This window comes from Candidatus Baltobacteraceae bacterium (assembly GCA_035502855.1).
In the GTDB taxonomy this organism is placed as follows: domain Bacteria; phylum Vulcanimicrobiota; class Vulcanimicrobiia; order Vulcanimicrobiales; family Vulcanimicrobiaceae; genus Aquilonibacter.
This window is the reverse complement of record DATJTX010000018.1, coordinates 26,054-45,291: the sequence shown is the minus strand read 5'-3', so window position 1 is coordinate 45,291 and position 19,238 is coordinate 26,054. Positions and strand designations below refer to the sequence as shown.

The window sequence follows — 19,238 nt, the reverse complement described above, 5'->3', positions numbered from 1 at the left end:
GTGGATAACACTTCCCAGGTTCAAGCCACCGGACGCCGAAAGCGCGCGATCGCGCGCGTAAAGCTCGTGCTCGGGCAAGGCGTGATCACGGTCAACAAGAAACCGATCGAAGAGTATTTTCCGCGACCGCAACTGCAACAGATCGTGCGTCAGCCGTTCGAAGCAACGCAGACCGGCGGCCGGTACGACGTGGTCGTCAAAGCTGAAGGCGGCGGCGTGACGGGGCAAGCCGGCGCGGTGCGTCACGGTATCGCCCGCGCGCTGGTCGAGATGGACGCCTCGTTCAAGGACGTGCTGCGCAAGAGCGGGTTTCTGACGCGCGATCCGCGCGAGAAAGAATCCAAGAAGTATGGCCGCAAGCGCGCGCGCAAGCGGTTCCAGTTCTCGAAGCGCTAGTTCCGTTTCTTTCTGGCTGCGAATCGCCGCGATCGCATTTGGCATCGCGGCGGTTGCATTCAAACCTTCGTCCTCGTGGGTCGAACGCGCCTACGTCAACGGTGCGTATCCGCTATGGGAGCATGCGCTTTATGCGCTGAATTCGCCGCTGCCGTGGTCGCTCGGCGATATCGTCGTGCTCGCCGGTCTCGCGGCGATCGCGTGGCGTCTGGTGCGCCGGGATTGGCTCGGCGCGATTGCCATCGTCGCGCTCTACCTCGGGTGGTTCGAAGCGGGCTGGGGGTGGAATTACGATCGAGCCCCGATCGAAGCACGCACGGCCTACGACCAAAGCCGCATCACGCCGTCCGCCGTCGACGCACTGCGCGACCGCGTGATCGCCAACATCAATCGTCTCGCCCCCCGCGCGCATGCGCTCGCGTCCGAACCGCTGGACATCGGAGCACTGCGCGCGGCGTGGCTTCCGGTCGTGCGGGCCGGCGGCGACGATTGGGTGCCGGAAACGGGCGCTCCCAAGCCGACGCTGGCGGATGCGTTCATGGATGCCACCGGGACGAGCGGGTACATCAACCCCCTCGCGCTCGACGCGCACCTGGCGAGCGATCTGTTCTGGTTCGAGCGGCCGTTTGCCCTGGCCCACGAGTGGAGTCACATCGCCGGGTATGCTCGTGAGGATGAAGCGAACTTTCTGGCAATTGTCAGCTGCACTCGCTCTAATGATCCGGTGGTTCAGTACTCAGGCTGGCTCGAGCTCTTCCTTTACCTTCCGCCGCAGGCGCGGTACCCCAAGAAGACCTTTGTGCCGCAAGTGTGGCAGGATTTCGCGGCGATGCGCGAGCGCAATCGCCGGCACATCAACGTCTCGCTCGCGAACTTCTCCTGGCGCACGTACAATACGTACCTCAAGAGCAACCATATCGCTTCCGGCGTGAAGAGTTATGACGAGGTTACGCGTCTCTACCTTGGCATCCCACGCGATACCGCCGGGATCCCGATGCCGCGCATCCCCGGAGGGTCACGTTAGTTGAAGCGCCTGGTCTGGCTCGTACTCGTTGCATTGCTTGCAGCCTGTGCCAAGCACGTTTCCCAACCGCCGCCGCCCTACGTCCAAACGTCGCTCGCTCAAGAGGGCACGGTCGTGCCGGCCTCGGCGATTTCGGGGCTCATCGCGCCCTTCGAGAACGTCGCGATCCAGAGCACGCTGGTCGAGCCAGCCGACACGGTGAACGTTCGAGAAGGCGATCGCGTCACCAAAGGCGAGGTGCTCGCGCAGCTCGACACGGCCGATCTGCAAGCGCAATTGCAGTCCGATCTGGCGACTGCGCAAAGCGATGCTGCGAACACGGAGCATACGGTCTATTCGGGCAACGAGTCGATCACGCAGGGGAGCCAAACGCTGAACGCGGCGCGGGCCAGTCTCGCCCGCGACCAGGCGGTGATGGAACGCGACGGGGCTCTCTATCGTCAAGGGTATGTTTCGCTGCAGCAATATCAGTCCGATCAGGCGACGGTACGCAACGACGAAGCCAATCTGCGTAGTGCGATCGCCACCGTGCAGGCCAACGGTTCTAGTTTGACCGCGCCCGGTTTGCAGCAATCTTCGATCGCGCAGGCGCGTGCGCAAGAACAAGTCGCGCTTGCGCAGGCGCAACAGGTACGGGTCTCGATCGCGAAAGCGACGATCATCTCGCCGATCGACGGCGTGGTCGTGAACCGCAATCTCAATCCCGGCGAATATCCGGGAACGCGCGAGATTTTCACGCTCCAGCAAGTATCGCCGATCTATGCCGTGCTGCGCGGTTCAGCCAGCCAAATCGCCGGCGTCCGGCCCGGGGAGACCGCCACGATCACGACCGACGGCGCGCTCGGGCCGAAAAAGTTTACCGGTACGGTTGTCGGCGTCCTCAACGAAATCCAGCCGGGATCGACGCAGTTCCAAGTCAAGGTCGTACTGCAAAACCGGCAGCGCCTCTTGCGTCCCGGTATGGCGGTCAGCGGGAGCGTGACGCTGCCCAGCGTCCACGGCGTCGTCGTTCCTACGACGGCATTCACCGACGACAATCACGATTCGGTTCAAACCGTGCAGCAGCCGAACAATACGTTGAAGACGCTCCCGGTGACCGAGGTTGCCGGCGACGGGACGCACAGCGTCGTCACCGGAATCCCCGCCGGCACGCGCGTCGTCAACAACGGCCAGTCCAGTCTCGGCGACGGCGAGAAGATCTCCCTCAGACCATGATTATTAGGCGCGCCCTAGGGGCATTTCTAGCGCACCGAGATCGTGCGCGCGCCACGGTTTGGGGGCCCCGCGTCAGCGGGGGGCGCGTAGGCTGGGCCGGAGCGCCTTCGAAATGAAATTCAGCCTGACCAGGCTTTTCATCAACCGGCCGACGCTCGTCTTCGTGATCGTGTCGCTGATGATGTTCGCCGGCATCTTGAGCACGATCACGATCGTCAAGGAGCTCTATCCCGACGTCAGTCAGCCGACGGTCACGATTTCGGTTCAGTACAACGGCGCCTCCGTTACCGAGATGCGCGACGAGATCGTGCAGCCGATCGAGCAGAATCTCGCCGGAACGCAAGACCTGCAAACGATCAACTCGGTCGTGCAGCAAGGCCAGGCGTCGATCTCCGCCATCTTTTATCTCACCTCCGACACCGCTACCGATCTCGCGCTGACGAATAAAGCGGTGCAGGCGGCAGAGAAATACCTTCCGACGAATCTCACGCCGCCGACGGTGAACCTGTACGATCCGACCGAATCGACGGTGGTCGTCCTGGCGCTGTATTCGCAGAAGCTCTCGCTCAATAACCTCTCGCTCTACGCGCAAAACGTTATCGCGCCGCAGCTCGAACAAGTACCGGGAATTTCATTCGCGAACGTCGGCGGCGTCGTGACCCCAGCCTACGAGGTCCAGGTCGATCCGACTAAGCTCGCGGCGAACAACGTGACGTTGAACGACGTCATCAACACGATCTCGGCCGACAATCAGCGCGTTCCGGGCGGCTTCGCCTACGAACCGAACCGGCAAACGACGATCGAAGTGCGCGGAGACATCACCAGCCTCGATCAGGTCCGCAATCTGCCGATCATCGTCTCCGGCACGTCGACGCAGGCGAACGAGCTTCCGGGCCAGGTCGCGAACATCAACGGCGGCCTCTCGAGTCTGCCGGGAGAGGTCGATCCGTGGACGGCGAGCGACGCGGTCGTGCGCGTTGGCGACGTCGCAACCGTGACGTCGGGATACGAGCCGCGGCTGCAGGTCGCGCACATCAGCGGGAAGCTCGGACTCTTTCTCCAGATTCAAAAGACGGCTCAGGCGAGCGAAGTCGACGCATCGAACAACGTGATCGCTCAGCTTCCCGAAGTCGAGAGGCGGTTCCCGGAAATTTCATTCCGGGTCATCCACGTCCAATCCAAATTTACCGAGCAGCAGATCGGTATCGTGGTACGGACGCTGACCGAAGCGATGTTGCTGACCGCGCTCGCGATGATGTTCTTCCTGCGCTCGTGGCGCAGCTCGATCGTCGTCTGCGTCTCGATACCGACCTCGCTCGCCATTGCCATCACCGCGATGAAACTGATGGGACTCACCCTCGACACGGTTTCACTGCTCGGTATGTCGCTGGTCATCGGAATATTGGTCGACGACTCGACGGTCGTGCTCGAAAACATCGAGCGCCACTTCCGCGAGCTCAAGCAGACGCCCGAAGACGCGGCCGTGAGCGGACGCGAGGAGATCGGGGCGGCCGCCGTCGTCATCACGCTGGTCGACGTCGTCGTGTTTTTCCCGATCGCGTTCATTCAGGGCCAAGTCGGCCGTCAGCTCTCCGAGTTCGGGATCGTGGTCGTGATCTCGACCCTCACGTCGCTCTTCGTGTCGTTTACGATCACGCCGACGCTCGCGGGCCTGTGGGCGCTCAAATCGCATTGGAAGCCGTGGCGGCCGATCGACTGGTTCGGTGAGCGCTTCGACGCGCTCCGCACCTGGTACACACAGCGAGCCTTGCCGTGGGGTATGGAGCACGGGAGACTGGTCGCGGTTTTTTGTTTGGCCACATTCGTGATCGCGATTTCGATGGTGGCGTTCGGGGTCGTCGGCGAAGAGTTCGTGCCCGCCACGGATCGCGGCGAGATTTACGTCCAGGTCTCTTATCCGATCGGCACGCCGCTCACAACCGTCGAAAAAGGCGTCTTTGCCTACGAGAAAAAGATCCTCTCGTACCCCGACATCTTTGCCAACACGGCGGTTGCCGGCGCCTACTCGGCGTCGTTCGGCGGTTTCGTTTCGCAGCAGAACGTCGGCCAGATACACATCTGGCTCAAGGACGACCGCAAGCATTCGACGTCGTATTGGGTTACCGAATTCCAGAAATTGGCGAAGACGACGTTTCCACCCGAAGTTTCGGCGGTCGTCGTACCGTCGACGAGTACGCGCGGCGGCAACTCCCAGCCGGTCGATTTTCTCGTGACCGACCTGACCGGCGGTGATCCGACGCCGTATGCGGTGAAGGTGCTCGACGCACTCAAAACCGTCAAGGGTGCGACGAGCGTGAATAGCAGCGGAACGGCACTGACGCCGGAGATCTCGATCGAATTCAATCGCGAGAAGGCCGAGGCGCTCGGCGTCGACGTTGGTCAGGCCGCCCAGGCAGCCGGCGCCGCCTTCGGCGGCAACGTCGCGACGCAATTCGAAACGACCTCCGGTCTCGAACAGGTGCAGGTCATCTATCCGCCGCAGGACCAGACCAATCTCGACATCCTGCGCAACGTGCCGATCCGAGCCAGTAACGGCTCCATCGTCTACCTCGGAGACATCGCGACCTTCGCGTCGACGCCGACACCGCCGCTGATGACGCGCACCGACCGCAACACGGTCATCCACATCGACTCGAACGTCGCCCCGAACTCCTCGCTCTCTGCCGTCGAAAACGCGCTCGAAAAGAAGATTCCATCGCTGCACCTGCCCCCGAACATCGTCGTCCGGCCGGCACCGCTCGGGCAACAGGACTTCATGCACCAGGTCTTGGTCGGTATCGGGACGTCGATGATCATCTCGGTCATCCTCGTCTATCTCTTGATGGTCGCGCTCTACAACAGCTATCTCTCGCCGTTCGTCATCATCTTCTCCGTGCCGGTCGCGGCGATCGGAGCGATCACCGCCCTGCTCATCACCCACAAGACGCTCAACCTGTTCTCGCTGATCGGGACAATTCTGTTGATCGGCATTGCGACCAAGAACGGCATCCTGCTCGTCGACTATGCCAACACGTTACGCGAGCGCGGCAGGGGCAAACTGGATGCGATCATGGAGAGCGCGCACACCCGGTTCCGTCCGATCATCATGACCAGCTTCTCGGTGGTCGCCGGCAACCTGCCGCTCGCACTCGCGTTGGACCCCGGCTCGGAATCGCGCTCGAGCCTGGGCATCGTCGTCATCGGCGGCGTGCTCAGTTCGCTGGTGTTGACGCTGCTGCTCATCCCGAACGTGTATATGTGGGTCGCGCCGTCCGACGAGCGGTTCCGCGAAGCCTGGCATCTGAAACAGCAGCAGAAGAGAGGCGGGGCCCCGAGCGAACCCGAACCCGCCGCGACCCATTAGCGGTTACATGCGACCGGCTGCGGATGCGGCGAGGAACGCGAAGTACTGCTGCAGACACCAGCCGACCGCGATGCCGAATGCGATCGCACCGGCGACGAGGCGCGCCGCCATCGACATCGTCCAAACACCGTTGCGGTGATCGCGAACCCACGAATTTCCGATGGCGAGGGCCATCGCGACCGAGATCGCGATGCCGAAGCCGTACGCAAAGATCGTCATATTCCGGCAACATCGCAGATGCGCGTCGGCCATCACCCATCCCTACCGTAATGCCATGTTTGATGTAGCCTATTCCCTGCGCGGCGGACTCGACGAGGCCGCATCGCGGTTGCGCGACGCTCAACGGGCGGTTGCGCGTGCCAATGCCGGAGAAGGCGGGCGCACGGCCGACGCCGCGATGGCGCAAACCGCACGCGCCGCGATCTTCGATGAAGCGCTCCTCGGCGCCGTGCACGCGCGTCTGGAGGAGATCAAGGCGGTGACGAAATGATCGATTTGCTCGCCGCCGCGGCCGGCGCAATGGACGCACAGCGAGCCGCCCTCGACGTTTGCGCGCGCAACGTCGCCGCGGCGGAAGCCGCCGGTCCAAACGGAAGCTATGGCCGTCTCGTTCCCGATTTTCGCATAGAGGATGACGGCGACGGCGGCGCGCTGGTGCACTTTGCCGGTTCACACGAAGAACGCGGAACCAACGTCGACGTGATCACGGAGATGATCGCGGTGATGAACGCTTCGCGCGCCTACGAATCGGACGCGTCGCTCTTCGACGTCGGCAAGACGCTCGAAGAGCGCACGATCGATATGGGCCGCGTCTCGTGAGGGTTGAGTTGCTGCAACCGGACACGGCATCGCCGACGACTCCTGCGGAAGCCCGCGACGAGACCGGGTTCGCGCGCGCGCTCGATCAGGTCGGCAAGGTGTTGTCCGACGCCACCAGCGCGGAGGACGCGTATGCGAACGGCGGCGGATCGCTGCAAGACGCAGTCTACCGGCGGGCTCAGGCCGACGTCACGATCGCGGTCGCCACCGCGGCAGTGCAGCGGGCCGCGCAGGCCGTTCAAACCGTAATGAACCTCCAAATATAGATGCACCAACTGCAGCCGGTGCTGGCCGGAATCCGTGCGCTTCCGGTCTCGGTTCGGAGCGCCGCGATCGCGGCAATCGTGCTGCTGGCGGGATTTGCGCTGATCGCCGCCCTGCTCGGTCATCCCGATCGCGTCGCGCTCTTTGCGGCGCCGCTGCATACCGAGCAGCTTTCCGAGGTGCAGGATCAGCTCGCTGCCTGGAACGTTCCGTTCACGCCGAGCGCGGACAACGTGATCGTCGACGCGGCGCGGCGAAACGATCTGCTCTTGCGGCTCTCGCTTGCCGGCATTCCGCACGCGCATGTGGAGACGACCGGCGAGGCGCTCGCAAACGTCGGCGTTCTGACGCCTGCGGCCGTGATCGACGCGCAGACGCGCAGCGGACTCGCCGGCGACATCGAGGTCGCGCTGCGCAGCGTCGACGGTGTCGACGATGCGTGGGTGATCGTCGCACCGGCGCAGCAGGCCGAGTTTGCGGATGAGAGCACGCATCCGGCTACCGCGAGCGTACGCTTGCAGCTTCATCCGGGCGCCGTGCTTTCACGCGATGCCGTTGCCGGAATTCGCCGGTTCGTCGCGGCCTCGGTCGCAGGACTCGATGCCGCGAGCGTCACGATCCTCGACGATCGCGGGGTGGCGCTCGGCGACGGCACATCGGCGGATGACCCTTCCTCGCTTCAAGCGGCGCTTCAATCGGCGCTGGATGCGGCGCTGGGCGGCGGCGTTGCGATCGTTCGCGTCCATGCCGAATACACGCATGCAACGACCGAAGATCGCGAGACACAGAGATCCGCAGCCGGCGCGGATCCGATCGAACGGGCGCAGAGCAGCGAGTCCTACGACGGCGGCGGCAAGAAATATTCGAAGAACGACGAGCACGACGAGCGCGGAACCGATACGCGCGAATGGATTACGCATGCCGATCCCGGCGCGCTCGCGCGGGTGTCGACCGCGATTTTCGTCGATTCCGCCCGCGCGCCGGACTTGGCGAAGGTGCGCGAACTTGCCGCTGCGACCGTCGGCTACGATCCGCGGCGCGGTGACGTCCTCACGGTGCAGGCAGTCGCATTCCATCACGGCTTGGTACAGAAGCACGATGGATGGTTCTTGCTCTACGGCGCGATCGTGCCGCTCTTGCCCGCGCTCGCGATCGTCGCCGGTCTGCTCGCGTTCGGACGCTATCTTCTCCCGAGCGTGAACGCGGTGATTCGTGCGGCACTCGAGCGCGAGGGCATTGCGCGCACGACGCGCTCGGTAGCGGGCTATGCGCCGGCGCGGGTACGCGGAGCGCTCGCCAACGAGCCGCCGCACGCGGCAGCCGCGATCATCAGCGCGCTTCCCGCCGCTACGGCCGCGGCCGTACTCGAACTCTATCCGCAACACGAACGGGAGGCGATCGTCAAGCGCATGCAGCGCGTGCACAGCTCGGTGATCCCGAGCGCCGAGGAGTTACTGGCTCGTCATGCCTAGCTCGTTCGTCCCGCTCGCCGTATGGCTTCGTCCGACGATCGAGCAGGAGGTTCCGGCGCTCGCCGAGCCTTCCGCGGTCGAGGAAGCTCCGGCCGCTGAGCCGGCGGATCAAACCGACGCGGAACTCGTCCTCGATATCTGCGCGCGCGTGCGGCGCTTTCGCGCGATGCTGGATGATGCGCTCGAGCATTGCGTACAGGAGCTCTTGCGCGAGATCGCGGTGGACGTCGTGGGACGCGAATTGCAGAGCGCACCGGCGGATATCGACGCGATCGTCCGGCGCGCGCGCGAGCGGTGCAGCCAAAGCCCGCCCCTCGCCGTGCGCGTGCATCCTTCCCAGGCGCAATTGCTTCGGCTCGACGTTCCGGTTCTCGCCGACCCGCGGCTGCGCAGCGAGGACGTCATGATCGACGTGCACGCCGGTTCGATCGATGCGACGCTAGGCGTGCGGATCGAACGCCTCCTCGAGGAATTCGATCGTTGAGCGAGACCCGTGCGATGGTGGGGACGGCTGCGCTCGGCCGCGCGATCGACGCCTTCGGCGCACCGCTCGACGGTTTGCCGCCGATAGACGGAGTGCGCGTGCGCCTCGAGCGAAGCGTCGCGCTTCCTTTACAGCGCCGCGCGGTCGCGCAGCCCCTCTGGACCGGCGTGCGCTGTATCGACGCGCTGCTCACGATCGGCCGCGGCGCGAGGGTCGGCATTTTCGGAGCGCCCGGCGCCGGGAAATCGACGCTGCTCGAGCAGGTCGTGCGCGGTGCGCACGTCGATGCGGTCGCAATCGGTTTGGTCGGCGAACGCGGCCGCGAAGCGCAGCGCTGGATCGAATTGCGCAACGATCGCACGACCGTGATTTGCGCTACGAGCGATCGCAGTGCGCACGAACGTGTGCGCGCCGCGCAACTGACCATGGTGCACGCGCAGCGTTTGGCGGCGGGCGGCCTTCATGTGCTCGTGCTGCTCGACAGTTTGGCGCGGTACGTCTACGCACTACGCGAGATCGCGGTCGGCGCCGGCGAGAGCGTCGGACGGGCGGGCTATCCGCCCAGCGTCTTCGCCGCCGCGGCGCGGTTGGTGGAACGGGCCGGTGCGTTCTCGAGCGGTTCGATCACGCTGCTCGCAACCGTTCTGAGTGACGGCGACGACCGCGATCCGGTCAGCGAGGCCGCGCGCTCGCTGCTCGACGGACACGTCGTTCTTTCGCCTCGGCTGGCCCAGGCGGGACGCTTCCCTGCGATCGACGTCCCGGCAAGTGCGAGCCGGACGATGGGCGAGGTCATCGCTCCCGAGCATGCGGCCGCGGCGGCGCGTGTCCGCGCCGCGCTTGCTCGGCTGGATCACTTCGAAGACGCTCGCTCGCTCGGTTTGGAACCATCCGATCCCGCCACGATTGCGGCCATTCGAGCGGAAACCGCGATCGAAGCACTCGTCCGGCAGGACCGCCGGCTGGAGTCGCCGGCCCGTACCCTAGAGGCTTTGCGCGAAAGCGCCGATATGTTGGAAGTAACCCATGGATATTAGCTCGGAACTCGCGGCGGTCGCGTCGCGCATCGAACAGATCACCGGCTCCCCGGTGCAATTGCCCGGCCTTCCCGCGCCCGGCCCGACCGACCAAACCAGCTCCTTTGCGGCGATGCTTCAAGCGCAGATGAACAGCGGAGAAGTCGATTCCTCGCTGGGCGACGTCGCGGGCGCCGCCGATGCTCCGGCGATGATTCCGCCGGCGCAGATCGACTCGCTCGTCGGCGACAACGCGGAGGCGCAAGACGTCGATCCCGCGCTCCTCAAAGCGATCATCGCGAACGAGTCGGGCTTCAATGCGAATGCGACCTCCAAGGTCGGCGCGCAGGGGTTGATGCAGCTGATGCCCGCAACAGCGGCGGCGCTCGGTGTCACAAACGCCTACGATCCCGCGCAAAACGTAGCAGGTGGCACCAAATACATCAAAGGGCTGCTCGACCGGTTCAACGGCGACGTGCGGCTCGCGGTCGCGGCATACAATGCCGGCCCCGGCGCGGTGGAGAAGTATGGCGGGGTACCGCCGTATGCCGAAACGCAGAACTACGTGCAGAACGTCCTCGCAAGTTACGCAAAATATCGCGCGAGCGATACTCCGTAGCACGCTGCTCGCCGCGGGCATCGCGGCACTGTGCGGGCAGACGTCCTCTCCCCCGCCGCTCTCGACGATCCTCGCGAATCATCTCGCTGCGCTCGCGGCGCTGCATCTTCGCGAGCCGCAGACCCACCAAGATAGCGGAACGCTCGACGGCGCCGGCGTGTCGGGCCGGTTTCAGGAATGGCAGGAGGGCGATAAGGAGCGTCGCGACGAGCTCTTCGGTATCCGCACCGAGCGCATGCTGCGGGTCGGCGATCACCTCTGGGAACAGAACGCAAACGGCGAGATCCGGGAACTGGAAGGCATCGTCGCGCGGCGCCAGATCACCGAGGATTTCATCGACAGCGGCCTCTTCGCGCGGCATCCGCAATACGTGCACTACGTCGATCGCGAAACGCTGCCCGACGGCCGGACGATCTATCAGTTGCGGGTTGCACCGCCGGACGGCGAGACCTACGAGGTCGGCATCGACGCGAACACGTGGCTGATCGACGAGAAAGCCTACGCCGATCACGACAGTCTGCAAATTGCGATCTTCAGCGATTATCACGTGATCGACGGCTTCTTGATTCCGTTCACCGAAGTCGATTCGGACGGCGATCATGCCTTCGACATCACCTCGCGCGTGACCAGCGTCAGCGTCGACCAACCGATCTCGCCTGCCATCTTCGACCCCTTCACGCCCGAAGTGGTGGAGAACACGGCGCCGGTTACGATTCCTTTTCAAGAACGCGGCGGCCTGATCTACACGCAAGTCACGATCGCGAACAAGCCATATACGTTCCTGATCGACTCGGCCTCTCAAGGCGACGTGTTCGATCCCATGCTCGCCGCGGCGCTCGGGCTGCATCCGGAAGGATCGGTCGAGATTCGCGGCGCCGGCCGGACCACCAGCCCGGGCGTCATCGAGACCCCGCCGATTTCGCTCGGCGGCGTGGTCTTTCCGATGCACATCGCCACCGTCGTTGACATGCCCTCGTTGCTCGCGATGCACGTCGACGGCATCTTGGGATACCCGTTCTTCGCCGCTGCCGAGCTGCGCTTCGATCCGACGCGGCAGACGCTCACGATCGCTCCGCCGAAATCGTTGCCGCGCGACGGCACGCGCATCGACGTCGATACCGATCGGGAACTGCCCGAAGTCGAAGGGCAACTCGACAACGTCCCCGCCCGCCTGATCATCGATACCGGCGACGCGAACGAGCTGCTGGTGTTCAAGAGTTTCATCGACGCGCATCCCGGAGTGATCCAACTTGCGAATTTCGGGCCGGTCAGCAATAGCGGGATCGGCGGCTCGGTCAATGCGGTTGGAACGATCGTCGACGTGCTGCAGCTCGGACCGTACCGTCTGTTCAATCGATACGCCGACGTGGTCCTTGGAACGACCGGAGCGTTCGCCGATCGCAATGACGGCGGAAACGTCGGCTTCGGGTCACTGCGAAACTTCGTGCTGACCTTCGACCTCTCCGATCACGCGCTCTACCTTCAGCCCGCGGCGGGATTCAACGACGGTCACGCGCGCCGGGTGCCCGACTAGGGAAGCTCTGAAGAAGTCGCTGTACCGAGGGTTTTCGCCGCGCTCATATTTCGGTAACGAAACGGCGACGCCGCGTTGATCGTGCCGGTGCACGATGCCGGCATGATGACGCAGCAACTGGACTTCAGCATCCTCACCGTTCCGCTGGCCGCGATCGATCGCCGTTCGCTCTCGCAGGCATGGTACTCCGCGCTGCATCTGGCGCAGCGACCGCCCGGCGAAGCCGGCGAGACCGCTCGCGCGCGCACCGTGTCGCCGGCGGCGTGCGGTCCGGACCCGGCGCGGGTGCGCGGAGCGGAACCGGCGCTATGGAATTCGCGTCCGCTGCAGGCGCGCGCGGAAAAACCGGCCGAGATGCGGTGCAGCGGCGAAGAGCGGCGCGCGCAGCGTTCGACGCTTGCGCGGCGCATCGAGCACGCGTTTCTCAATCCGGTGCAGCGGACGCAGCGGGCCACCTTCACGATCGACGGCACGCGGGCACGCGTGCACGTCGGACTGCAATCGACGGCGTCGGGAACGCGGCTCGTTGCCCTCTGCCCGGCGCACGTACGTCGCGGCGTCGCGCGTGCGCTCGAAGAAGCTCGATACGCTTTGGCCGTTCGCGGCATTGCGCTGCAGATCGACCTGAGCGAGCTGCCGTCATGATGATCAACGCCGCGACGCAAGACGCGCTCGACCGGATCGCGCAGCGCGCGGCCGACGTGCAGCGCGCGTTCACGCCCGGGGCTTCCCCGCAATTCGGCGACGTCGCAACCGGCCAGCCGTCGTCGCGGGTAGCGCTCGATCCGCTCTCGGTCGCCGCTCCGCCGGAGGCGTACTTCCTTACGACCGACGCGCGCGGCAGAACCGTGTACACTCGCGATGGCTGCTTCGCACTGCGTAACGGAACGCTCGTCGGTGCGGACGGCCGCGCAATCCTCGGATTTACCTCGAGCACGAGCGCGATGAGCCCGCTATGCGTCGATCCGGTCGACGAGGCCCTGGGTCGAATCGACGGTCTGCATGTCGAGAACGACGGCACGCTAGCATACGAGCGCACGGCCATCGACCCGCGGACCGGCGGGCGCGAACGCGAGCGCGTCGCGGTCGGGCGAGTCGCACTCGCGCGCTTTCCCGCGGCGGCGGCGCTCGAGCGGGTCGACGCAAACCACGTCATTCCGCCGTCCGGCACGCTCCCCTACGTCGGCCGCGCGCACGACGGCAACTTCGGCACGATCGCACCGATGCGCCGTGAAGAGAGCCGAATCGATTTTGATCGCAGTCTCGAGCGTCTCGAAGAAGCGTACATTGCCTTCGATGCGATTGCGGCAGCGCATAAGGCGCAAGGCTCGCTGAGCAAGAGCGCGATGGACCTCGTGAAGTGAAGATGCTCGGTTTCAGCCGCACGTGCGAACGGCTCGGTGAACGCAGCCTGCGCTCGCTCAGGTTCGAGGAGCGGTCGATGTTGCCGGTGAGCGCGGCGTGCGTCGTCGCCACCGCCGTGCGCGAAACGCTTGGCGCGCTTTTCGGCGAAGCCGTCGTACTCAAGCTGTACGAACCAGCGATTCCCGCGCCCGCCGCATGGGATGCCATCGTTCGCGATGCCACGATCTACCGCGTCCGTGGCGCTCGCGCCGACGCAGCCGTGATCGTGCGCGCCGCCGACGCTCGCGTTCTTGCAGCGGCCGCGTTCGGCGAGCGCGAACCCGGCGCGGCCGCTCTCTCTCCTCTCGAGCGCAGCGTGCTCGAGCGGACGATTCGCGCGATCGCTGCGCATTTTGCGCCGATCTGCGGCACCGGGGCCGGCGAGCCCGTAGTTTCGGAACAGAGCGGCGCCCACGGGTTTACGACGTTTTTCGAATTGCAACTCGAGCGGCCCGTCCGTGCACGAATCGGCATTGCGCTCAGCCGCGATCCGCAGCCCGAACCGCGGCCCGGGATCGAACTCGACGACTTGCTCGACCTCTCGGTCGAGCTGGCGGTGCAACTCGATGCCGGCACGCACACCGCTGCGGCGATCGCGGCGCTCGAACCCGGTGCGGTCATGGCGTTGCCGCCGGGAGGACTGCGCGGCTCGTTGGCGCTAGCCGGAAGGAAGCTCGCCGTCGGCGAATGTGGTGTCAACGGCCGGCACTATGCGCTGGCCATCGATCACGCCGGAAGGGACGAACCGGAATCATGAGCATCGATGCGAAAAAACTCAAAGATCGCGGGAATCTCGACGTCTTACTTCACGTACCGCTCAGCGTCACGGCGGAGCTCGGGACCTGCAATATGTCGGTTTCCGAAGTGCTCAAACTGGGCGCGGGTTCGATCATCGAATTGGACCGGCTCGCGGGTGGTCCGGTCGACCTGATGGTGAACAACAAATTGATCGCCCGCGGCGAAGTCGTTGCCGTCGACGAAAACTTCGGCGTACGCATTACGGAACTCATCTCCCGCCCGATCTAACCTTGTCATCCCGGTCCCTCGACTACGCTCGGGATAAACTCCGCGAAGCGTAGTCGAGCGACCGACACCTTTCCTTAGTAAAACGGTAACGTAAAGGCGTTACCGTTTTTTCATGGACGGACTCTTTGCCGTCGCCGCGCGCGGTCATGCGACGCTCCCGCTCGACGTGCTCGCGGGCCTCGCGATCCTGGCCGTCGTGCCGTTCTTGTTGATGATGTGCACGTCGTTCGTGCGCATCGTGGTCGTGCTCTCGCTGGTGCGCTCGGCAATCGGCGCCTCGGCGCTTCCCCCTAACGCCGTGCTCTCCGGTCTCGCGCTCGTGCTCACGCTGGTGGTCATGACGCCGACCCTGCAGCGCATCGATCGCGAGGCCATCGAGCCGTACGCTCGCGGCGGACTCTCGCAGTCACAGGTGCTCGACCGCGCTGCGGCGCCGCTACGTTCATTCATGCTTCGCCAAACCCGCCTCGCCGATATCGCGCTTTTCGAACGCGTCGCCCACCGTACCAGCGAACCGCCCGCGCGAGCGCCGCTGATCGTGCTGGTTCCGGCGTTCGTCGTCGGCGAACTTCGCGGCGCGTTCGCAATTGGTTTTGCGCTCTATCTACCGTTCGTGGCGATCGATCTCGCGGTTGCGGCGATGCTGATGGGCCTTGGAATGATGATGCTCTCGCCGCCGGTGGTGTCGCTGCCAGTGAAGCTGCTTCTGTTCGTCATGGTCGACGGCTGGGCACTCATCTGCGGCGGCGTGGCAGCGAGTTTTAGGTGAGCCAAGTAGGACCGCTGTTGACGACCGATAGTCGAACGACTATCATCGAGGAACTTGGATGAAACCGGTCCGTTGGGTCGGCGGCTCCGAGAAGGACCTCGAAGGTATGCCGGATGCTCCACGGCGCGAGATTCGCGCGGCACTGTTTGCCGCAGAAAGTGGCGGCAAGGCTCGCAATGCGAAGCCGATGCATGGCGATCTCGGGGACGTCATCGAAGTCGTGACTCATGATCGAGTCGGCACGTTTCGAGGAATGTACTACATCGGAAAAGAGTTGATCTATGCCCTCCACTTCTTCCAAAAGAAAAGCAAGCACGGCATCGCGACGCCGAAAAGGGAACTCGACCTTATCCGACGCCGGCTTGCGTTCGCGCATCGCCAAGAGCGAGAGGTCGGATGAGGAGATGACGTACGTTACGACTGCAACCGCGTGGCATGGAGAGCCCGATCAAGAAGAGCTGGTAGCAAAGTCTTTTCTCGCGCTTGAAGTTCTTCGTCGGATCGAGGCGCTCGGTATCTCCCAGCGCGAGGCTGCGAAGAGACTCGGCGTTGCTCAAGCGGACATCTCGAAGATCGTCAATTTCAAGGTGTGGGGATTTTCGCTCCCGCGGCTGTCGCAACTGCTATCGAAGCTAGGAGCCGACGTCGACATCCATGTACGGGTGCGATACACGGACGGCCCGGGCAGCCTTCGCATAGCGACGACGAAGGCTCGCCGAATTGCGTAGCTCCCCTCCCGATGGGTTCGTGATTCTGGGACGGCTAGCGGAGCCGCGCGATACCACTTGGCGAGAAACCCCGGAAATGCAGCCTGTGACGACACTCCCCACGCTAAGCAGCGTCGACTTCGATAGCGACGGTAACGAACTCGGCGTTCGCGAGAGGCCGAGGCTGCTCGCCGCGTTCACGTAAGGCCTCGAGATGAAGCCGTGCTGCGCGCACGAACCGCGCAAGCACGTCATCGCGATCGTTGCTGACGGCATAGACGTCAGGGAGTTCGTCCGAGGTAGCCCCATAGGTCCTTGTATCGGGATCGTAGTCGATCCGCACGGCAACGGTCTTCATTCGTCCCTCCATCCTAATCGTTTTTGAAGCTTCCGCCAGACGGCCTTCGGCATCTCGTGATTTGGTCCGCCGTCGATGGTGATCTGGTCGCCCGTTTCGGGGTTGTAGTAGACCGAGTGGTCACCTTTCCCCCGCCGCTTCAGGACATAGCCAGAATCCAGTAGGCGAGCAACGACTTCGCGTACGCGTGGCGGCATGGGAACGCGTTCTCTCGACTCATCTTGCGTACCCTCTGCGACTTTAAGGTAGGTAGCATTTTCACATCATGGGGGCCCCAGACGGGTGACTTCGAAGTCGAGGATCCGGATCGTGTCCTGTGAGCAGCCACTTCGTTAGGAGTAAACGGCGCGTTGCAGTGTCTCGGGTGTAATTGCCCTAATATGCGCGAATAGGATGCGTTTACTCGTTTGGGTCGGGGTGCTCATCGTCTGTGCGGCCGGCGTTGCCTGTGCGCGGCAACAGCGCGGCCACGAAACGACCCTTGCAGATACCGCACCCGCTAACGGTGCGGGCACCCCGTGCGCACGCATATCCCTGGTGCCTCGTCGTGCTCGGTTCGAGGTTCCGCAAGCAGGGCCATGGGAGCATTATGCGGACGACCAACACCCGGTTTGGGTCGATGGGCGGCTCTCTTCACGCTTTGATACCAAACTCGCCTCGGCGATACGGTATCTCCAGGCTGGCAATCTGGCCTACAACCAAGGTCGGCCCCTTGCAGCACGGCGGGCATACGCTCGAGCGTTGTCGCTCTTCCGATCGGCGCATTCGGACTTTTACGTAGCACAGTACGTCTTTGAGCTTGCTGGTTTCTACTTCAGTATCGGCGATACTCGCCATGCCATAGAAACGCTGCGCGTGTTTCTTCGCTATGACCCGGATGGCGATGACCCGAAGCTCGACGCGATCGTCCGCGATGGGCCGTCCCCAGGAATCTTCAAATACGAACTCACTGCAGATGGGGCCGAGCTTCAACGGCACGCGAGCTCCGGCGACGTAACGGCGGGAGCCGACGCCGAAACACTCATCGGCCTACAGGAAGCATCGAAAGGGCAGTACGCAACCGCGAGAGACGCCTTCCTCGCCGCCTACGGATGTGCGCCTGCTGCAGGCGCCAACTACTGGACGTTCGAGCTCGGGCTTCTGGATTTTGCAGAGGGTCACAAATCCGAGGCGATCACCGTGGTTTACGACTCGACGCAATCCGATCTCTTTTACGTGGCGGGCGCGGCGCGGGCCGCGGGCGTGATCCTCGCGATATCCGCCAAGTAAGAATCGAGATTCGCCACAACGGCGGAGTCGAGCACGCTCCGGATGTGACGAGAAAAGCCGGTCGTATCATGCAGCTCCCGGCTGGGCGTTGATATGCGGAGGCGTCGCCGCCAGCTTTAGATAAGACGATCCGGAAATGCTCTTGCTGACGGGACTCGCCACAATCGGGTTGATCGCCGGGCACATCTCGAGCGTGAGCGGTTTCCCGGTCCGCCAATATGCGCTGCCCGCCGTCGAGTTCGTGCCGGGACCGATCGCCGTCGATCGCAAGAATGACGTCTGGTTTGCGCACGACGCCGGAACGCGAATCGGCGAGCTTCGTGCCGACGGGACCCTGCACGTCTATCCGGTTCCCGGTGCTCAGGAACAGATACAAGCCCTCGCCACGGCGGACGACGGAAAGGTGTGGTTCACGCAGACGCAGACACGAGACGGATCGCGCAACCGCGTCGGATATATCAGGCAGGGCGGGCGCATCACGCTCTTCCGATTGCCGCGAAAAGACGCTTTCCTTTGGTCGATTGCTAGCGACGCGCATGGCGGGGCGTGGGTTTCCGAATTCGCGGCGCACCGCGTGGCGCACATCGACGGCGCCGGCACGATCAGGGAGTTCTCGCTGCCGGGGCCGCCAACCGAATTCGTACGCAGCATCGACGTCGATCCGGATGGGACGGTGTGGGTGCTGCAGGACGACGCAATCGTTCACCTATCGAGCACCGGAGCCGCGCGGCGTTTTGTGGTCCCGCTGCCCAAGTCGGTCGCAGGCATCAGGAACATGGTTCCGGCCGGGACCGGCTCCTGGTGGATGACCGTCTATGTAACGAGGGGTCGTGATCCCGAAATCTGGCGGTTCACGACGCCGGATCGACTCGTCCGCTACCGGTTGCCCGAGTCGGCTTTGGGGCCCCTGATTCTCGCCGCCGGCACGGACGGCAGCGCCTGGATGACGTACAACGGGGCGTGCATCATCGCGCGTATAGAGCGGTCAGGCAACATTACGCAGTATCGGTTGCCGTTCAACGCCTTCGACGTTTGGGGGATGACGGAGGACGATCTCGGTGACCTTTGGTTTGCAAACGCGCAATCCGAGAAGTTGGGCGTCTTTGGCCCGCAGGTCAGCCGGGAACCGCACCCCATCATCGCCCCATTGACGGCGCAGGAGGCGGAAATAGTTCAGGCGTGGCAACGCACCCTTGTGCCGCGAAATTCCTACAATATGCAACAGGTTCGAGCGGACGCCCTCAGCGTGGATCAAAATTTCGCGGTCGTGGCCTGGAGTGATGAAAACGGCAATGCAGCAACGTTGATGCAGCGCCGCGCCGGTGGTTGGGCGCCCCTTTTCGTTACGAACGGTCACTTCGACCGGCCGCAAGATCTGACGGCGCTCGGCGTTCCGGCCGGCATCTCAACGCAGCTCTTGCGCGACTCGAACGTGGTCCTCGTTCCGCCTCAGCCGAATATATAAGTCGCCGGAGGCGTCGCGGCTAGCTTCAGATAA

At 64.0% G+C, this 19,238-nt stretch carries 22 protein-coding genes; 19 read left to right on the top strand and 3 right to left on the bottom strand.

Annotated elements, in window-relative coordinates; genetic code table 11:
• The 4 genes from rpsI to VMF11_05010 all read left to right on the top strand — a co-directional run bounded on the left by rpsI (position 1) and on the right by VMF11_05010 (position 5,999).
• A complete protein-coding gene (gene rpsI, locus VMF11_05025; GenBank protein HTU69664.1) occupies positions 1-396 on the top strand; it encodes a 30S ribosomal protein S9 in 396 nt (131 codons plus the stop codon).
• The gene (locus VMF11_05020; protein HTU69663.1) at positions 350-1,420 is read left to right on the top strand and encodes a DUF3810 family protein; all 1,071 of its coding nucleotides are present in this window, start codon (positions 350-352) and stop codon (positions 1,418-1,420) included. Before rpsI ends, VMF11_05020 begins: the two co-directional genes overlap by 47 nt.
• Positions 1,421-2,635, top strand: coding sequence for an efflux RND transporter periplasmic adaptor subunit (locus tag VMF11_05015; GenBank protein HTU69662.1), 1,215 nt, complete (start codon positions 1,421-1,423; stop codon positions 2,633-2,635).
• Positions 2,636-2,747: 112 nt separating this feature from the next.
• Positions 2,748-5,999 carry an efflux RND transporter permease subunit gene (locus VMF11_05010; GenBank protein ID HTU69661.1) on the top strand — a complete coding sequence of 1,084 codons (3,252 nt, stop codon included), beginning with the start codon at positions 2,748-2,750 and terminating at the stop codon, positions 5,997-5,999.
• Positions 6,000-6,002: 3 nt separating this feature from the next.
• Here the strand turns inward: VMF11_05010 and VMF11_05005 are convergent, their stop codons facing one another.
• Positions 6,003-6,218, bottom strand: coding sequence for a hypothetical protein (locus VMF11_05005; GenBank protein HTU69660.1), 216 nt, complete (start codon positions 6,216-6,218; stop codon positions 6,003-6,005).
• A 55-nt stretch (positions 6,219-6,273) separates the two neighbouring features.
• On the opposite strand from VMF11_05005, the gene VMF11_05000 reads away from it, so the two are divergent.
• The 13 genes from VMF11_05000 to fliP all read left to right on the top strand — a co-directional run bounded on the left by VMF11_05000 (position 6,274) and on the right by fliP (position 15,406).
• A complete protein-coding gene (locus VMF11_05000; protein ID HTU69659.1) occupies positions 6,274-6,489 on the top strand; it encodes a hypothetical protein in 216 nt (71 codons plus the stop codon).
• Positions 6,486-6,818 carry a flagellar basal body rod C-terminal domain-containing protein gene (locus VMF11_04995; GenBank protein HTU69658.1) on the top strand — a complete coding sequence of 111 codons (333 nt, stop codon included), beginning with the start codon at positions 6,486-6,488 and terminating at the stop codon, positions 6,816-6,818. The genes VMF11_05000 and VMF11_04995 overlap by 4 nt, the downstream gene beginning before the upstream one ends.
• The gene (locus VMF11_04990; protein HTU69657.1) at positions 6,815-7,084 is read left to right on the top strand and encodes a flagellar hook-basal body complex protein FliE; all 270 of its coding nucleotides are present in this window, start codon (positions 6,815-6,817) and stop codon (positions 7,082-7,084) included. The genes VMF11_04995 and VMF11_04990 overlap by 4 nt, the downstream gene beginning before the upstream one ends.
• Entirely contained in the window at positions 7,085-8,554 is a 1,470-nt protein-coding gene (locus VMF11_04985; protein ID HTU69656.1) for a flagellar M-ring protein FliF C-terminal domain-containing protein, read from the top strand.
• Positions 8,547-9,038, top strand: a complete 492-nt coding sequence (locus VMF11_04980; protein ID HTU69655.1) for a FliH/SctL family protein — start codon at positions 8,547-8,549, stop codon at positions 9,036-9,038. Before VMF11_04985 ends, VMF11_04980 begins: the two co-directional genes overlap by 8 nt.
• On the top strand, positions 9,035-10,075 hold the full coding sequence (locus VMF11_04975; GenBank protein HTU69654.1) for an EscN/YscN/HrcN family type III secretion system ATPase: 1,041 nt from the start codon (positions 9,035-9,037) through the stop codon (positions 10,073-10,075). The genes VMF11_04980 and VMF11_04975 overlap by 4 nt, the downstream gene beginning before the upstream one ends.
• Positions 10,065-10,673 (top strand): lytic transglycosylase domain-containing protein, encoded by a 609-nt coding sequence (locus VMF11_04970; protein ID HTU69653.1) that lies wholly within the window; start codon positions 10,065-10,067, stop codon positions 10,671-10,673. Before VMF11_04975 ends, VMF11_04970 begins: the two co-directional genes overlap by 11 nt.
• Positions 10,600-12,207, top strand: a complete 1,608-nt coding sequence (locus VMF11_04965; GenBank protein ID HTU69652.1) for an aspartyl protease family protein — start codon at positions 10,600-10,602, stop codon at positions 12,205-12,207. The genes VMF11_04970 and VMF11_04965 overlap by 74 nt, the downstream gene beginning before the upstream one ends.
• Before the next feature lie 75 nt (positions 12,208-12,282).
• Positions 12,283-12,852 (top strand): hypothetical protein, encoded by a 570-nt coding sequence (locus VMF11_04960; GenBank protein HTU69651.1) that lies wholly within the window; start codon positions 12,283-12,285, stop codon positions 12,850-12,852.
• Positions 12,849-13,571 (top strand): hypothetical protein, encoded by a 723-nt coding sequence (locus tag VMF11_04955; protein HTU69650.1) that lies wholly within the window; start codon positions 12,849-12,851, stop codon positions 13,569-13,571. The genes VMF11_04960 and VMF11_04955 overlap by 4 nt, the downstream gene beginning before the upstream one ends.
• Positions 13,568-14,368, top strand: coding sequence for a hypothetical protein (locus VMF11_04950; GenBank protein HTU69649.1), 801 nt, complete (start codon positions 13,568-13,570; stop codon positions 14,366-14,368). Before VMF11_04955 ends, VMF11_04950 begins: the two co-directional genes overlap by 4 nt.
• Entirely contained in the window at positions 14,365-14,637 is a 273-nt protein-coding gene (gene fliN, locus VMF11_04945) for a flagellar motor switch protein FliN (GenBank protein ID HTU69648.1), read from the top strand. Before VMF11_04950 ends, fliN begins: the two co-directional genes overlap by 4 nt.
• Positions 14,638-14,749: 112 nt before the next feature.
• Positions 14,750-15,406, top strand: coding sequence for a flagellar type III secretion system pore protein FliP (gene fliP, locus VMF11_04940; protein HTU69647.1), 657 nt, complete (start codon positions 14,750-14,752; stop codon positions 15,404-15,406).
• On the opposite strand, the gene VMF11_04935 is transcribed toward fliP, so the two are convergent.
• Both VMF11_04935 and VMF11_04930 read right to left on the bottom strand, forming a co-directional pair.
• Positions 15,399-15,788: a hypothetical protein gene (locus VMF11_04935; GenBank protein ID HTU69646.1), complete on the bottom strand. Its 390-nt coding sequence runs from the start codon at positions 15,786-15,788 to the stop codon at positions 15,399-15,401. The two genes, fliP and VMF11_04935, sit on opposite strands and share 8 nt — an antisense overlap.
• 449 nt (positions 15,789-16,237) lie before the next feature.
• Positions 16,238-16,471 carry a type II toxin-antitoxin system HicB family antitoxin gene (locus VMF11_04930; GenBank protein HTU69645.1) on the bottom strand — a complete coding sequence of 78 codons (234 nt, stop codon included), beginning with the start codon at positions 16,469-16,471 and terminating at the stop codon, positions 16,238-16,240.
• Positions 16,472-16,864: 393 nt separating this feature from the next.
• On the opposite strand from VMF11_04930, the gene VMF11_04925 reads away from it, so the two are divergent.
• Both VMF11_04925 and VMF11_04920 read left to right on the top strand, forming a co-directional pair.
• Positions 16,865-17,740, top strand: coding sequence for a hypothetical protein (locus VMF11_04925; GenBank protein ID HTU69644.1), 876 nt, complete (start codon positions 16,865-16,867; stop codon positions 17,738-17,740).
• 136 nt (positions 17,741-17,876) lie between these two features.
• Entirely contained in the window at positions 17,877-19,205 is a 1,329-nt protein-coding gene (locus VMF11_04920; protein HTU69643.1) for a hypothetical protein, read from the top strand.
• Positions 19,206-19,238: the final 33 nt, after the last annotated feature.